At 37.5% G+C, this 15,795-nt stretch carries 18 protein-coding genes and 2 pseudogenes; 14 read left to right on the plus strand and 6 right to left on the minus strand.

Annotated features, from left to right (window positions below):
• The first annotated feature begins 118 nt into the window (after positions 1-118).
• Positions 119-670 carry a lipocalin family protein gene (locus IRT38_RS07970; RefSeq protein ID WP_194597392.1) on the plus strand — a complete coding sequence of 184 codons (552 nt, stop codon included), beginning with the start codon at positions 119-121 and terminating at the stop codon, positions 668-670.
• A 9-nt stretch (positions 671-679) separates the two neighbouring features.
• Here IRT38_RS07970 and IRT38_RS07975 read toward each other — a convergent pair whose 3' ends face one another.
• Positions 680-847 carry a DUF2256 domain-containing protein gene (locus IRT38_RS07975; RefSeq protein ID WP_005403050.1) on the minus strand — a complete coding sequence of 56 codons (168 nt, stop codon included), beginning with the start codon at positions 845-847 and terminating at the stop codon, positions 680-682.
• Between the two features lie 2 nt (positions 848-849).
• Positions 850-2,379 (minus strand): cryptochrome/photolyase family protein, encoded by a 1,530-nt coding sequence (locus IRT38_RS07980; RefSeq protein ID WP_194597393.1) that lies wholly within the window; start codon positions 2,377-2,379, stop codon positions 850-852.
• A gap of 430 nt (positions 2,380-2,809) precedes the next feature.
• On the opposite strand from IRT38_RS07980, the gene modA reads away from it, so the two are divergent.
• The 3 genes from modA to IRT38_RS07995 are packed head-to-tail and all read left to right on the plus strand — an operon-like array spanning position 2,810 to position 4,882.
• Positions 2,810-3,568: a molybdate ABC transporter substrate-binding protein gene (modA, locus tag IRT38_RS07985; protein ID WP_194597414.1), complete on the plus strand. Its 759-nt coding sequence runs from the start codon at positions 2,810-2,812 to the stop codon at positions 3,566-3,568.
• Positions 3,569-3,572: 4 nt separating this feature from the next.
• Positions 3,573-4,262 carry a molybdate ABC transporter permease subunit gene (modB, locus tag IRT38_RS07990; protein ID WP_194597394.1) on the plus strand — a complete coding sequence of 230 codons (690 nt, stop codon included), beginning with the start codon at positions 3,573-3,575 and terminating at the stop codon, positions 4,260-4,262.
• 2 nt (positions 4,263-4,264) lie between these two features.
• Complete coding sequence (locus IRT38_RS07995) at positions 4,265-4,882, plus strand: ATP-binding cassette domain-containing protein (RefSeq protein ID WP_194597395.1); 618 nt, start codon at positions 4,265-4,267, stop codon at positions 4,880-4,882.
• Here the strand turns inward: IRT38_RS07995 and IRT38_RS08000 are convergent.
• On the minus strand, positions 4,877-5,143 hold the full coding sequence (locus IRT38_RS08000) for a metal/formaldehyde-sensitive transcriptional repressor (protein ID WP_004952847.1): 267 nt from the start codon (positions 5,141-5,143) through the stop codon (positions 4,877-4,879). The genes IRT38_RS07995 and IRT38_RS08000 overlap by 6 nt on opposite strands.
• 56 nt (positions 5,144-5,199) lie before the next feature.
• Here IRT38_RS08000 and dmeF point away from each other — a divergent pair, with 56 nt between their 5' ends.
• Positions 5,200-6,150, plus strand: a complete 951-nt coding sequence (dmeF, locus tag IRT38_RS08005; RefSeq protein WP_194597396.1) for a CDF family Co(II)/Ni(II) efflux transporter DmeF — start codon at positions 5,200-5,202, stop codon at positions 6,148-6,150.
• Between the two features lie 51 nt (positions 6,151-6,201).
• On the opposite strand, the gene chrA is transcribed toward dmeF, so the two are convergent.
• Positions 6,202-7,545 carry a chromate efflux transporter gene (gene chrA / locus IRT38_RS08010; protein WP_194597397.1) on the minus strand — a complete coding sequence of 448 codons (1,344 nt, stop codon included), beginning with the start codon at positions 7,543-7,545 and terminating at the stop codon, positions 6,202-6,204.
• Between the two features lie 259 nt (positions 7,546-7,804).
• Between chrA and tauA the strand changes: the two are divergent.
• From tauA to tauD, 4 genes and pseudogenes are all read left to right on the plus strand, one after another.
• Positions 7,805-8,844 (plus strand): annotated as a pseudogene (gene tauA, locus IRT38_RS08015) (taurine ABC transporter substrate-binding protein).
• A 9-nt stretch (positions 8,845-8,853) separates the two neighbouring features.
• Positions 8,854-9,645 carry a taurine ABC transporter ATP-binding protein gene (locus IRT38_RS08020; protein ID WP_194597398.1) on the plus strand — a complete coding sequence of 264 codons (792 nt, stop codon included), beginning with the start codon at positions 8,854-8,856 and terminating at the stop codon, positions 9,643-9,645.
• Positions 9,642-10,512: pseudogene (gene tauC / locus IRT38_RS08025) on the plus strand (taurine ABC transporter permease TauC). The gene IRT38_RS08020 and the pseudogene tauC overlap by 4 nt, the downstream one beginning before the upstream one ends.
• 16 nt (positions 10,513-10,528) lie before the next feature.
• On the plus strand, positions 10,529-11,374 hold the full coding sequence (gene tauD, locus IRT38_RS08030; protein WP_194597399.1) for a taurine dioxygenase: 846 nt from the start codon (positions 10,529-10,531) through the stop codon (positions 11,372-11,374).
• A 67-nt stretch (positions 11,375-11,441) separates the two neighbouring features.
• On the opposite strand, the gene IRT38_RS08035 is transcribed toward tauD, so the two are convergent.
• Complete coding sequence (locus IRT38_RS08035) at positions 11,442-11,882, minus strand: universal stress protein (RefSeq protein WP_004913714.1); 441 nt, start codon at positions 11,880-11,882, stop codon at positions 11,442-11,444.
• A 249-nt stretch (positions 11,883-12,131) separates the two neighbouring features.
• Here IRT38_RS08035 and IRT38_RS08040 point away from each other — a divergent pair, with 249 nt between their 5' ends.
• Positions 12,132-12,422: a hypothetical protein gene (locus IRT38_RS08040; RefSeq protein WP_004913710.1), complete on the plus strand. Its 291-nt coding sequence runs from the start codon at positions 12,132-12,134 to the stop codon at positions 12,420-12,422.
• 108 nt (positions 12,423-12,530) lie between these two features.
• On the plus strand, positions 12,531-13,022 hold the full coding sequence (locus IRT38_RS08045; protein WP_194597400.1) for a DUF2505 family protein: 492 nt from the start codon (positions 12,531-12,533) through the stop codon (positions 13,020-13,022).
• A gap of 78 nt (positions 13,023-13,100) precedes the next feature.
• Here IRT38_RS08045 and IRT38_RS08050 read toward each other — a convergent pair whose 3' ends face one another.
• Positions 13,101-13,304 (minus strand): amino acid transport protein, encoded by a 204-nt coding sequence (locus tag IRT38_RS08050; RefSeq protein WP_194597401.1) that lies wholly within the window; start codon positions 13,302-13,304, stop codon positions 13,101-13,103.
• 126 nt (positions 13,305-13,430) lie between these two features.
• Here IRT38_RS08050 and def point away from each other — a divergent pair, with 126 nt between their 5' ends.
• The 3 genes from def to IRT38_RS08065 all read left to right on the plus strand — a co-directional run bounded on the left by def (position 13,431) and on the right by IRT38_RS08065 (position 15,717).
• Entirely contained in the window at positions 13,431-13,916 is a 486-nt protein-coding gene (gene def, locus IRT38_RS08055) for a peptide deformylase (RefSeq protein WP_130575367.1), read from the plus strand.
• Between the two features lie 14 nt (positions 13,917-13,930).
• Entirely contained in the window at positions 13,931-14,317 is a 387-nt protein-coding gene (locus IRT38_RS08060) for an endonuclease domain-containing protein (RefSeq protein WP_017397291.1), read from the plus strand.
• Between the two features lie 146 nt (positions 14,318-14,463).
• A complete protein-coding gene (locus tag IRT38_RS08065; protein WP_194597402.1) occupies positions 14,464-15,717 on the plus strand; it encodes an RES domain-containing protein in 1,254 nt (417 codons plus the stop codon).
• The last annotated feature ends 78 nt before the right edge of the window (positions 15,718-15,795 follow it).

Below are 15,795 nucleotides of genomic sequence, written 5' to 3' on the forward strand. Positions count from 1 at the left end.
ATCTCCAACTTTCTTTTTATATAAAAAAGAATAAAACTTACTCTTAGAGATGACTCACATTTTATTCACGCTGAGCTACTTATAGTTGAAAAGTATAGTTTTCGATGAAGAGGATAAAATGAAAGTAAAAACGCTATTAAGTCTATCTGTATTGTCTATTTCATTAAGCACTTTAAGCTTCCCCACCTTTGCAAACATACCAAAAGCAGTTGATAAAATTGATATAAATCAATATGTAGGTAAATGGTATGAAATTGCACATTTACCGATGTATTTTCAACGTCAATGTGTGAGTGATACCAGCGCTAAATATGCAATTAAAGCTGACAATACAATATCGGTACTTAATAGTTGTCGTACTGCTTCTGGAGAAATGAAAAGTTCAGAGGGCGTAGCCTATCCACAAAATCAGGGAAAAAGTCAGTTGAAAGTGAGCTTTTTACCAAAAGGATTACGTTGGTTACCATTTACCAAAGGCGATTATTGGGTATTGAGAGTTGATCCAGATTATAAAGTTGCTTTGGTTGGCGGACCATCAACAAAGTATTTATGGATACTTTCAAAAACTCCAACAATCGATGAAGCTACTTATCAATCCTATTTACAAACCGCCAAACAGCAAGGTTATGATTTAAGTAATTTAATTAAAACAACTCATACTTCACCATAATCGATTCAGTCAGGTGTGATTGTTCACATCTGACTTCGCTTTTCGCTTAGCAAGCTGTTTACATTTTTGGGAACAGAAGTTCACATCACCCCAGCTTCTTTCCCATTTTTTTCGCCATGTGAAAGGGCGTAAACAATAAGCACAAATTTTTTCAGGTAAATGAAGTTTCTTATGCATGATTAGAGTTCTTCGATACGTTTTTGTAGACCATCCGCATGAGTCAAAATTGTATTTTGATCATCTTGGCTAAGCTTATCCCATTGTTTATACATCATTGACATTCTGTGATTGGAGCTAAAGAAAACACGGTGTTTGGTTAAGAAATTCCAGTATAAGCTATTGAAAGGACAGCTATCTTGTTCAGTTTTGGTTTTGACATTGTAGTGGCAGTTCTGACAGTAGTTAGACATACGGTGAATATAGTTGCCTGAAGCTGCATAAGGTTTACTTGCCACGAGACCACCATCTGCAAACAAAACCATACCGTGAGTATTAGGTAACTGCACCCATTCAAAAGCATCTGCATAAACACTGAGATACCAATCATTCACTTGTTTAGGTGAAATACCATTTAATAAAGTAAAGTTCCCAATCACCATTAATCGTTGTATGTGATGGGCATAAGCATTTTCCAAAGAATTTCTTAAAGCTTCACGCAAACATAGTATTTTAGTTTCAGCTGTCCAGAAATAATGAGGAAGGTTACGATCTGCCTGTAACTCATTTAAATCAGGATAAGTTGGCATTTTTAACCAATATATTCCTCGAATAAATTCACGCCAACCTAAAATTTGACGGATGAAACCTTCAGCAGCGTTTAGCGGAACATGATGATCAAAGTATGCTTGTTGCGCAGCATCACAGGCTTCTTTTGGAGAAAGTAGACCACAATTTAGATAAGGAGAAAGCAGACTGTGAAAGAGATAATCCTTTCCACTAACCATTGCATCTTGATATTGGCCAAAATGAATTAATTGATAATCAATAAAATATTGGAGTGCTTCTAGGGCTTGTTGTCGAGTCGTTGCCCAGTTGAAATGATTGATCTGACCGATATGTTCTTTAAATTCTCTTTTAACTAATTCAATGACATCTAAGTCAATTTGGTCTCGATCAAACTCTAGAGTTGAGGGGATTGGATCATTCTTATTCCAAGCTTGTCTATTTTCGATATCATAATTCCATCTCCCACCGATTGGCTCATTACCATTCATTAAGTAACCGGTTTGTTGTCTTAGCTTTCGATAGAAAAATTCCATGCGTAAGGTTTTGGTATTTGAAGCCCAGTTGCGAAAGGCTTGGGGAGAACAGAAAAAACGATCGTCATTAAGGATTTGTACTGGGATTTGAAGTTGCTTAGACCATGTGGTTTCAATCGCTTGTTGTAATCGAAATTCACCACTTTCTGTGATGATCAATGCATCAGCTGGATTTTTTTCTAATTGTGCTTGGATAAAATCAATAAATCCTTGAGCAGCTTGTGTACGGTCAAATGTTTGATAACGAATCTTCCAACCTTGTGCTTTTAATGATTTTGCAAAATGGCGCATTGCACTGAAAATAAATGCGATTTTTTGAGGGTGGTGCTGCACATAGGTAGCTTCTTCAACCAACTCTGCCATCAAAATGAGATCTTGATCTTTATCAAGCACTTTTAGTGTGGCAATTTGCTCTGAAAGCTGATCTCCTAAGATTAAGCCGTACCGCATAAGCTCGTCACCAGTAGAAAATTTTAATATAGGTGCAGTACTGTAAAATCCTTGTGAATATAAGATCCTTGAATAACTTGTTGTTTAAAAATGATTCATTCAAACAATCGAATTTTAAAAATTCTGATTAAAGCTAAATAAATTATTTTTTGACTTAATATTAAATTAAGTTTTCTCGCATATTCTAAAAATGCAGCATGATAGTTCAAGCATGGCAACACCTTTGGCCACATCTCACGATGTGGTTTTTTTCGGCTACTTAATTTTACATAGAAATCTAATCCTTAGAAATTAACTCAATTTCGTATTTAATTTATATAACTATTAGAAAATTAGGGATTACTCAATCTTTCTTTTTTAGTGTATCTTTATTAAGCGATATGTTTGCAAGAATATATCGAATTCTGAGGATGAGGTCGTTTCATTGGTGATGATACAAAAATACCGATATGCTTTGGCCATATGCGTTGGCTTATTTAGCCACACACAAGCATTTGCGGTGGATAAAGTTACAGTATATGCAGCTGCAAGTTTAACCAATGCGATCAATGAATTAGATGTGATCTATGAGCAGAAAAATAAAGTTCAAATCCAAACATCTTATGCAGGTTCATCAACTTTAGCCAAACAAATTGAAGCAGGTGCGCCAGCTGATATTTTTATATCAGCAGATGTTCAATGGATGGATTATTTGCAAAAAAAACAGTTGGTATCGGCAAATGATCGCGTGAATTTATTGGGTAATCGTTTGGTAGTGATTGCTCCCAAAGCTCGTCCAATCAAATTAAAAATGGATAAAAGTTTTGATTTCACTAGGGTTGCTCAAGGTAAATGGTGTACAGGTGATACCAAGAGTGTACCTGTTGGGAAATATGCAAAGCAGGCTTTGACGTCGATCGGCTGGCGGGATAAGGTTTCAACTCGTCTAGTGGAAACAGAAGATGTACGTGCAGCCTTAAACTTTGTGGCACATGGTGAATGTCAGTTAGGGATTGTTTACGCTACTGATGCAGCGATCAGCAAAAATGTCATCATCGTTGGAACATTTCCAGAAAAAACACACCAAGCTATTATTTATCCAATAGGTTTAGTAAAGAAGAATACAGAGTCAATGAATTTCTATAAGTTTTTACAAAGCAGTCAGGCAACAAAAGTATTTAAAAAATATGGTTTTAGCGTACTTAAGTAATTAAATGATGATTCTGACTCCTGAAGAACTTGAGGTGTTGCTACTGTCATCTAAAGTGGCAGCAGCATGTCTGATTGTGAGTTTAATTCCAGCAATTTTGATTGCTTGGATTTTAGCTAGGAAAGAGTTCTGTGGTAAATCACTATTTGAAACACTGGTTTTCTTACCTTTAGTGTTACCACCAGTTGTACCTGGTTATTTGTTACTTCAAATTTTTGGCAATCGAGGCATCATAGGACAATATCTAGCACCACTAGGATTGGAGTTTGCGTTTAATTGGAAAGGGGCTGTGTTGGCATCTGCGGTAATGGGCTTTCCTTTACTCGTACAATCAATTCGATTGGCGATTGAACTAGTGGATCAGCGTTTAGAAATGGCTGCAAAAACTTTAGGGGCTTCTGCATTCGGCACGTTTATGCAGGTAACTTTGCCACTTGCAAGTAGCGGAATTTTGGTGGGAAGTATTTTATGTTTTTGCCGAAGTTTAGGTGAGTTTGGCGCAACGATTACCTTCGTGGGGAATATTGCCAGTGAAACTCGTACTTTGCCTTTAGCCATGTATAGTTTGATGCAGCAACCTGATACTGAAGCAGCAGTTTGGCGTTTAATTATCTTATCCTTATCCGTAGCTTTCTTTGCTTTATGGTTTGCGCAATGGTTCAATCGTTATCAGAAAAATAAACGTGGTCGTTAAGCATGATTGATTGTCATATCCAACTTACCCAAGGACAATTTTCTCTAGATCAACGCTTTCAATCTGATCAGTCTGTGATTGGTTTATTTGGCGCTTCAGGTTCAGGAAAAACCACGATTTTGCATAGTATTGCTGGGTTGATTAAACCTCAATCAGGTTGGATTAAAATACAGAATCAAACATGGTTTGATCGGGCACAGAACATTAACCTGAGTACACAACAGCGTCGGATTGGTTTGGTATTTCAGGATGCACAGTTATTTCCTCATAAAAATGTAATGCAGAATCTACTGTTTGGCTTCAAACATATTCGCCCCGAGCAGCGACAGTTTGAACTCGACTATATTGTTGAATTGCTTAAATTGGAGCATTTAACTGAAAGGATGCCGATTAAGCTCTCAGGAGGGGAAAAACAACGTGTTGCTCTTGGTCGTGCCTTACTGTACTCACCACAATTATTATTATTAGATGAACCACTTTCTGCTCTTGATTCCGCGCACAAAAAAGAAATTATTCCTTTCTTTCAAAAAATCAAAGTAGAGCTCAAAATTCCGATGCTGTATGTGAGTCATGATAAATCAGAAATCGAACAACTCACTCACGAGATTTGGTATCTATAAATAACGTTGTAATAAAGCAAGAAACTTTTGTATTTCTTCTTCATTAATATGTTCAGCATCCTTTAGTACGTGTTCTTTTAAGTGTTGTTCAATTAATTGATTCATTAAACCATTTACAGCACCTTTAACCGCGGCGACTTGCTGTAAAACTTCGATACATGAACTCTCTGGATCGGTTAATGATTTTTCAACCGCGGTAATTTGTCCTTGAATGCGCTTCACTCGATTTAGAATTTTTTTGTCATGGTGTAGATGAGACATACATTTTTCCTGAAAAAATATATACTGAGGGGGAGTATATTTTAAAGTTAAAGCAAATGCAGCATACTAGCCTAGAAAGACGCCATTCTCATCAATTTGATCAGGGAAATCCTTTAGCCCAGAAAAAGATTTTGATCGCCACAATTTTGACCGCTGTGATGATGATCTTAGAAATCTTAGGGGGATGGATTTTTAATTCGATGGCGTTACTGGCTAATGGTTGGCATATGAGTTCCCACATGCTAGCACTAGGTTTGGCTTATTTTGCTTATCGAATGGCTCGACAGTATGCAAGTGACTCCCGATTTAGTTTTGGAACATGGAAAATAGAAATTTTAGCGGGCTATAGCAGTGCTATTTTATTGATGGTCGTTGCGCTACTGATGGGGATTCAGTCGATTGAACGATTATTTAATCCCGTTACGATTCATTTCAATGAAGCGATTCCAATCGCGGTTGTAGGTTTAGTTATAAACCTAGTTTGTGCATGGTTATTACATGATGGTGGACATGAGCATCACCATCATCATTCACATGATCACCATCACGATGATCATCAGCATACACACGATCACCATCATCACCATGATTTAAATCAAAAAGCCGCATTTTTGCATGTAGTGGCAGATGCTGTGACTTCAGTGCTCGCAATTATTGCTTTATTTGCTGCAAAATATTTTAGCTGGAATTTTCTAGATGCCTTGCTTGGAATTATTGGTGCATTACTGGTTGCCAAATGGTCTTGGGGATTAATTCAAGAAACAGGTAAAACCTTATTAGATGCTGAAATGGGGCACCCCGTGGTACAAGAAATAAAGGATGTAATTGCTCAACTTCCACAGGTAGAAATCACAGACCTACATGTATGGAAAGTTGGTAAAGGCAAATTCTCTTGTATTTTAGGATTGGAAACATCGATAGCTGATTTGACTCCTGATCAAGTCAAACGTGAGCTATCCATACATGAAGAAATTGTACATGCCTCAGTTGAAATTCATCATATTTAATATTTCTGAGACTGAAGCTAGAGTCGAATAATTCAACTCTAGCTCAATAGTTTAAACAAAGAGATATAGGATCAAACCACAAACTGCTGAAGCAAAGATCACGTAAAGAACATTAATCTGAAATTTAAAGAGTGCGATCATCGCTGCAACGGTAATGATTGCCGCTTCGTAATTAAATGCATGATCAAAACCATTTGGCCATAGCACGTGATAGCTAAAGAATAGAGCAAGATTAAGAATGACACCTACAACAGCAGCGGTGATCGCAGTGAGTGGTGCGGTAAACTTAAGCTCGTTATGTGTAGATTCAATTAGTGGTGCGCCAGCGAAAATAAAAACGAAGGAAAAGAGAAATGTAAACCAAGTAACAATTACTGCACCCACGGCACCTGCAAGAAACAAATGCTCAGTTCCGAGTAAAGCTTGATTAAAACCACCCAAGAAGCCCACAAATGCGACAACCATAATTAATGGGCCAGGTGTACTTTCTCCGAGAGCCAATCCATCAATCATTTGAGTGGGGTTTAACCATCCGTAATAATTTACTGCACCTTGGTAGACATAAGGCAGCACAGCATATGCTCCACCAAAGGTAAGCAAGGCTGCTTTAGTAAAGAACCATGCCATTTGAGTATAAGCGTGTTGCCAGCCTAGGCTGAAGGTCAACAGTAAGATCGGAATACACCATAAAAATGCTGCGATAAGAACAATTTTAGCGAGATTCGCCCAGCGAAAAATAGCATGGGCTGGTGGTGGTGTATTGTCATCAATCAGTGCTGCACCATAATTTTTTTGATTACTTTGATGAGATGCTTGCTGACTAAATAAATGTGGCTGCTTTTTACTGAGTAAATATCCAAGTATTGCGGCACTGAATACAATCAATGGAAATGGGATATTAAAGAAAAATATTGCGATAAATGCAGCGGCTGCAATAAGCCATAAGAATTTATTCTTCAGTGAACGACTACCTATACGATAAGTTGCATGAAAGACAATTGCCGTGACTGCTGGTTTAATTCCATAAAATAAACCTGCAATAATTGGGACATCTCCAAACTGTACATAAATCCATGACAAGGCAATCAGGATAAACAACGAGGGTAGTACAAATAGAATGCCTGCTACTAAACCACCTAAAGTACGGTGCATTAACCAACCGATGTAGATGGCAAGTTGCTGAGCTTCAGGTCCAGGCAACAACATACAATAGTTGAGTGCATGTAAAAATCGTTTTTCAGAGATCCAGCGCTTTTGTTCAACTAGCTCCTGATGCATCACTGCAATTTGACCTGCGGGTCCACCAAAACTAATAAATCCAAGTTTTAGCCAAAATAAAAAGGCTTGCCAAAAAGGAACGTGGTCAGGTGCGGTTGTTGCATCAGATGGTTGCATAATCATTCTCAAATAGAGCGTTTATTTTTTGAATATCGCGAGTTTATTGCACATCATATGAAGGTGATGATTCTAGATGAATCCAATTTATTTCTTTATATATTTTATTGATTTGATAATTCAAATTGATGACTTTTCTTAAATTTATTTCACGTCTAAAGATCAAAGGATCTAGCTTATATATCTTTAAATTGCATAAACAACGCATTTTTTCTTATTTTTAATCATAAAGTGTGACGCATACCATAAGCCTATATTATTGAAAGATCATCTAATTATGGGCATCAAGAACACCAAGCCATTGATTGTAACAGCGATCGTCCTTGTGGCGATTGTTGCTTTTATTATCTTTCAAAATCAAAAAGATGCTGCACCATCTCAGTCTAAAAATAACAAAGCTGTTGTGATTGCCTATCAAACAGGTGTGGATCCGACCAAGGTTGCACAGGCAAATGGAGCATATGAACGTGATACTAATCAAGCAATTCAATGGCGTAAATTTGATGCTGGTTCAGATGTAGTTAATGCATTGGCTTCGGGTGATGTTGTGATCGGCAATATCGGTTCTAGCCCTCTAGCTGCTGCTGCAAGTCGTGATTTACCAATAGAAGTCTTTCTGGTGACGGCTAAATTAGGCGGTTCTGAGGCACTAGTGGTCAGCAACAAATCAGGCATTAACAATCCGCAAGATTTGATTGGTAAAACCATTGCTGTGCCATTCGTTTCAACCACGCATTATAGCTTATTGTCAGCACTCAAGCATTGGAATATTGCGGATAACCAAGTCAAGATTATTAACTTACGTCCACCAGTAATCACAGCAGCTTGGGAGCGTGGTGATATTGATGCGACCTATGTTTGGGAACCTGCCTTAAGCAAAGTTAAAGCGACTGGTCATGTCTTAACAGACTCGAAACAAGTCGGCGAGTGGGGCGCACCAACCTATGATTTATGGGTGGTTCGTAAAGATTTCGCTGAAAAAATCCTGAGTTCTTAAAAGCCTTCGTGAGAACCAGCTTAAAGCAAATTGAAAGCTATAACCAAGATCCTAAAGCATTTGAGCAAAATGCTGACAATATTCAGAAAATCGCACAATTGACGGGTTCTGATGCCAAAGATATTCCATTGCTTCTTTCAGGAAATATATACCTTGATCGTCAGCAGCAACAAGCCACTTTATCGGGTGAATTTGCAGAGAACATTTTCGATACAGCCACTTTCTTAAAAAGCCAAGGCAAGGTGGATCAAGTAAAACCTGACTATCAAGCCAATGTCACCACTCAATTCTTACAACCATAGGAGATCGAAATGAGCGTATTAGCTGCTGAGCATCTTCATTTAACTTTTCCAAACCAGACCGTGCCTGTATTGCAAGATATTAATCTCAAAATTGAAGAGGGCACTTTGACGGTAATTTTGGGTGAGTCTGGTTGTGGAAAAATCACATTACTGAATATTTTGGCTGGTTTTCAAAAACCAAGTTCAGGACAGATCAAACTTGATGATGAAGTATTAACGACACCTGATGCTCGCCGTGCAGTGGTGTTCCAAGATCATGCGCTATTACCATGGTTAAATGTCTCTGAAAATATTGGTTTTGCTTTACAACTTAAGGGTTTAAAAGAACAACATATTCATCAGCAAGTTGAATCCATCCTGAAGATAGTAGGTTTGAGCCATGTTGCACAAGCCAATATTTGGGAACTGTCAGGTGGTATGAAACAGCGCGTTGGTATTGCACGTGCCTTGATCAGCCATGCAGCCTTTATTTTATTAGATGAACCTTTTGCTGCGCTGGATGCATTTACCCGTGAAACCATGCAGCAGTTGGTGTTGGATTTATGGATTCAACAAAATAAATCTTTTTTCCTCATCACCCATGACATTGAAGAAGCGTTATTACTCAGCAATCAACTGGTATTGATGACAGCTCGTCCAGGAAAGATCGTTGAAACTTTAAAACTAGATTTTGCAGAGCGTTATAAGCAAGGCGAATCGATTCGTACAATTAAATCCGATCCAAAATTTATTCAATTACGTGAGCAATTGTTTGAACGCCTACGTGTACAGAAACAAGCAGGGTATGAGGTGACTGTATGACGGGACAAGCAAAAAATACAGCCTTTGAGCTAAGTAACACAGCAGAGTTTGCACAAATTGACCCGAAAAAATCAGCTTCAAGACAAAATGCTGTAGGTGATTTTCTCGCGCGTCATCGTAGTTTGGTGCTGAGTTTATCGAGCGTTATCAGTGTGCTGGTGATCTGGTATTTGATCACTGCTTTAAAAATTGTTCCAAGTTTGTTTTTGCCAAGCCCACAAGCGGTATGGCAGAAGTTTCTCGAAGTCAGTCAACAAGGCTTTATGAAAGCGACTTTATGGCAACATTTAGCCGCCAGTATTTCTCGTGTCTTATTGGCTTTAGTTGCTGCAATTGCAATTGGTGTGCCTTTAGGTTTATGGATGGGTTTGAACAAATGGGTGCGCGCGGTACTTGATCCTTTGGTTGAGCTGTTACGTCCGATACCACCTCTAGCCTATTTGCCATTATTGGTGATTTGGTTTGGGATTGGTGAAACCACTAAAGTGCTTTTGATTTTCTTTTCCATCCTTGCACCAGTTATTATCAGTAGCACTCATGGCGTAATCAGTCATCAGCTCAATCGTGAGCGTGCAGCCTTATCTTTAGGCGCAAGCCAATCGCAAGTGTTTTGGCATGTGATTCTGCCGACGGCCTTACCGCATATCTTAACGGGTATTCGTATTGGTTTAGGTGTGGGCTGGTCGACTCTAGTGGCTTCGGAATTAGTTGCAGCAGATCGTGGTATTGGTTTTATGGTGCAGTCAGCAGCTCAATTCTTGATTACCGATACTGTGGTTCTCGGCATTATTGTTATTGCGATCGTTGCAGTGAGTTTTGAGTTGGTTACAGAAGCAACTCTCTCCTTGGTATGGTCAACAGTTATAAGTGTGAGTAGTAGAAGATGACGTTAAATATTGAAGTTATTAAACCAACCATTGGTGCAATTATTCACGATGTTGATTTAAATACGGTTGATGAAAATACCACACAACAAATTCAACAGGCTTTGCTGGATCATCATGTAATTTTCTTCCGCAATCAGCAGCTTGCACCTCAGGCTCAAGCTGAACTTGCACGTGGCTTTGGCTCTTTACATATTCATCCTATTTTCCCGACAGTAGAAAATGTGCCTGAAATTATTGTTCTAGACAGTTGGAAGCAAGATTTACGTGACAACGAGCTTTGGCATACTGATGTGACTTTCAGTCAAAATCCGCCATTAGGGTGTGTCTTGCAAGCCATCAAGATTCCACCTGTAGGTGGTGATACATTGTGCTCGAGTGGGGTAGCCGCATTTGCTGCATTGGATCAAAGCTTGCAACAAAAGTTAAAAGGTTTAACGGCCACACACGATATTCGTCAGTCTTTCCCGATTGAACGTTTTGCGCATAATGATGTTGAGCGTAAGAAATTGGAGGAAACCTTCAAACGTAATCCACCCGTTGTTCATCCTGTGGTGAGAACCCATCCTGTGACAGGACAGCCGATTTTGTTTGTGAGCGAAGGTTTCACCACACGTATTAATGAGCTAGATGAATCAGAAAGTGCTGAGTTATTGCAATATCTATTCGCCCACGCGACTCATGAGCAGTTTCATTTACGTTGGCAATGGCAAGAAGGCGATGTGGCGATTTGGGATAATCGTTGCACACAGCATAAGGCTTTATTTGATTATGGTGATGCGCATCGAATTATGCACCGCGCCACCATTAATGGTGATGCACCGTTTTATCAAGCTGCAAGTTAATTAATAAATTTAAAAAATGAAAAAACCTTGTGCAAAATCACAAGGTTTTTTTTCGAAGCTTTGTTTATTACTGTTTGACGATCAACACAGGGATATGTGATTCGGTCAATACAGCACGTGCTACGCTACCGAGTAATAAACGTTTAACGCCAGTACGACCATGAGAACCCATAATAATTAAGTCAGCGCCGACTTCCTCTGCGACAAAGATAATCCCTTCGCTTGCAGGACCATGATGTATTTTGGTGGTTACTTGAATTCCATCACGGGTAAATGACTGAGCGATATCTTGCAACTGTGTTTTAGCATGCGCCTCTGCTTGCATAAAATGCTCTGTAATTGCGGGTGCAACTTGATAGAAATCCACGCCCACATATGGATCAACCGCAACAACACTCAATACCGTGACCTTTGCCCCAGATAATTTAGCTAAAGACAGTGCATGCTCAACGGCTGCATAAGAAATTGGAGAGTCATCAACTGCAACTAAAATATTTTGATAAGACATATTTGCTCCTTATTGTTTATCGTTGTAAAAAGATAAAGTTATATTATGTTGATAGCATATTGAACGTCGTCTAGCAAATTAGATCATGATCAAAAATGTATGATAAAACTGAAAATATTGCTCCAATACAGTAAATTCTACAGCAAAATAGAGATATAACAAAATATCGGTATTTTTGTAATTTACTTTAAAACTCACATGACTGTTTGCTTCTTTTTATTAATCAAACTTTAACCTAAAGGAATCTCAGTGTTACTCAATTTAGAAGCATTTAAACAGCAGAAGTTTGATCAGGTTGCTGCGAAAATCATGGCTGACCCTGATCAATATCTGGGATTTGATTCTGTTTCCGATTTTTATAAAGCAGAATGGTTGGATGAGTTTCCGCAAGGTACGACGTGGTCTGCGACGGGCTTAGATGATGGGGCAGAGCAATTTTACGCTATCATAGAGTATGGGCGACACTATCTATATATCAGTCGAACTGAAAAGGTCACTGTAAAACTTGGCATGCGACATGACTACAATAAAAATAATTAATCCGAGCAGTCATCTATTTTAGAGTGAACAGCCTTTGCGATTTTTATCTCAATGTTATACTTCCGAGTAGAGATGAAATCCCAAATAAAACGAAACGGAAATTTTAAAATGGCGCATCAATTTACGGTTAATGAAACAATTCACGGTGTTTCAATTGAAGATTTTACACGATTAGTTGCTCAAACCTCATTGCATGAAGCGGTGTGTAAACGTATCCCTGGCGATAACCTCGAAATTCTTGAATCAAATGTAAATGGTGATATTTATACTTTGCGTCGTGAATATAATCTTGACGTCAGCATTCCAGATGTTGCTAAAAAATTATTAAAAAATGCATTCCGCTTAAAACGTTCAGATATCACTAATCTTAAAAATCTAACTTCGACTGTAGAACTTGGCGCAAACCTTCCTTTAGAGGCAAAAGCTGAACGTAAAGTTACAGGTAATAGTGAAAAAGTAGATATTTCATTGACTTGGAATGTGAAAGTAAAAGTACCTTTGATTGGCGGTATGCTTGAAAAGCACGCTGAAGGCGAAATTCGTAAATTTAGCAAACTTGAAATTGAAATCGTAGAAGATGAATTAAAGAAACAACTTTAATTTAAGCTGAAAATAAAACTCCCCTGAATCGACTGATCTAAAGAAGAAAGGTTTGATGAAGGGGAGTTTTTTTATTGTCTAGAAGCGCAGAAAATAAGGAACTATGGAAAGTATTAGCCCAATCATACTGATCATAGTTGTACTCTCAATAAAATAAGTAAATAGCATAAGCAATAAGCCACAGATCAGAGGCACAGTCATTTTCTGCCTCTTACCATATATAAAATAGCCTAAGCCAATCGAACTAAAAAGAATACTCAAATAAAGTGGTAGTGCATTCATGCCAATTCCCTATGCTTTTTTATTAGAAAATATTATGACAAGATTCTTAAATGAAAATGATAGAAGCCAAATTCATTATCCAATAGTATCAATCTAAGTTCGATTTAAAAATTATAAGGTTCTGTGATGAGTGTAATTTTGCCAGTAGCGCAACGCGGTGAAGAGATTTTAAAAATTAAAGCAGCTTTAGTCTCAGATGCAGAGTTTAATAGTGAATGGTTGTTGCAACTGGCTTCTGCGATGCATGCAACGATGTTGGAGCGTAATGGTGTTGGAATTGCTGCACCACAGGTTTATATCTCCAAGCGTATAATTATCGTGGCATCTCGTCCCAATCCTCGTTATCCCGATGCGCCTGAAATGGATGCTGTGGTGATGGTTAATCCTGAGATTTTGGAGTTTTCTCAAGCGACTTGTTTGGGGGAAGAGGGATGTTTAAGTGTTCCTGATGAGCGTGGGCAAGTGCAACGAGCACAGAGTATCAAAGTCCGTTATCACACTTTACAAGGTGAGGTGATTGAAACAACATTTGATGGTTTTCCTGCACGTATTGTTCAACATGAAGTTGATCATTTAGATGGTGTGTTGTTTGTAGAGCGTTTGAGTGCTTAGAAGTTAAATTAATAATGAAGCCTTACAATAAAAACTTAAAACTTCCATCACGAGATTTACGAAGCAACATGACTGATGCAGAACAATTGCTATGGTCAAGATTGCGCCGTAAACAGATTTTAGGATTACAGTTCTATCGACAGAAACCTTTATTAAATTATATTGTGGATTTTTATTGTCCAGCAGTGAATTTAGTTATTGAATGTGATGGTGGACAACACTATACCCAAGATGGGTTGGAAGCAGACAGAAGTCGAGACCGTGCTTTAAACGAGCTTGAACTTGTGACATTAAGGTTTAGTAATCATCTGATTTTGACCGAAATAGATGCAGTAGTAGAGCAGGTTTATTGTATTGCTGAGCAAAGATTAGAATCTCCCTTTGATAAAAGGGGACTTTAGTGTGAATTGGATGAATACCGCGGATTCGTGCTACTCCCTCCTTTTTAAAGGAGGGTTGGGGAGGATTTATTGAAAAAATAGGTCGATATAATTATTTGTAATATATTGAATTCACTATGTTAAGGAAATTAAAGGTGGTTATTTAAATGTTGATTTGTAAAATGTGTATTGAAAAGAAATTACCACCTTATAAATATAGAAAAAATGATTTTGAGCTTAGCTTTTGTGAAGAATGCCAGAGTGAAACTCAACATTTAGATTATGAAATTTTTAAAAATAAATTATTCGATGTGATATCTACTAACTATAAATTTTTAAGTGATCTACCTTATAGATCTGGCTGGTTTTATGAAGGAAATCAGGAAGATGGAGTAAGTGATTTTTATAATCTTATTGAATGGCTTGAGCTAGATGAAGAACTAACAGAAAAATTAGCTGAGGATGGTTATAAGCAGTTTGGTAATGAGTTATTGGTAATGTATGACGACTCCTTAGAAGAATATGAGGGGTGTAATAAAGAATTTGAGTGGGAACGCATTCAAAAAAGCTTTAAACATGAATTTAGATTTTTTAATACCAAACTAAAGGATTTTTTAGATCATACATTTGAATACTTGCTAGATAACCGAAATATCAATCAATCACTTTTGAATATTATCCCAGTAAATACTATTTTATATCGTGGTAGAAGTTTTGATAGCCTTAAAGATCTAATGAAAGAAGTTAATAAGGATAATTTAACAATAGAAGTGGAAACAGAAAATGAAATAATAGCAAAAAATATTAGGGATAAATTTGGGTTAGTACCTTCATTCTTAGCTAGTGATCAACGAATGACACCTTTTGGGATATCTGCTCTATATTTATCTACAGAGAAAATGGCATGTGTCGCTGAAATTAGAGCTTTAGTTGGACAATATGTAGGTATTGCACAATTTTCTAATAGAATAGAACTGAAATTATTAAATCTAAATAAATTAGCAGAGGGTTTGTATCCTCATCATTTAGATGAAAACTATTTAGAAAAACTAGATGTTTATGTATTTTTCAAAAAACTCATAGCAAGTGTATCTAAGCCAAAACTTGAGAGTGGAAAATTTGATTATTTGATAAGCCAATACTTTTTTGAATACTTGAGAGTGAAATTTGGAGATCAGATTCAGGGGATATTTTTGAAATCAGTTCAATTACCTACAGCAGATAATATCATCTTATTTCCAGAGGTTACAGATGAAGGAATTGATAGTTCTTTTTCAGCAGGAAATAATAACATTTATTTTTCATGGAATAAGGAATCAAGGTCTGGTTTAAGTATTTCACAAGTTAAATCAATAGCAATTACAACTGAGATTGAATATATCTCTCATCCAAGAATGAAAAAATCAACTTACTGGATTTAATCCCTCCCAACCTCCCTTTGAAAAGGGAGGAGCAGTCACGAAACTAATTGAATCAAATGACATCCCCCTCTTTTAAAA

The sequence above is a fragment of the Acinetobacter sp. SK-43 genome, from assembly GCF_015351505.1.
Classification (GTDB): Bacteria; Pseudomonadota; Gammaproteobacteria; order Pseudomonadales; family Moraxellaceae; genus Acinetobacter; species Acinetobacter junii.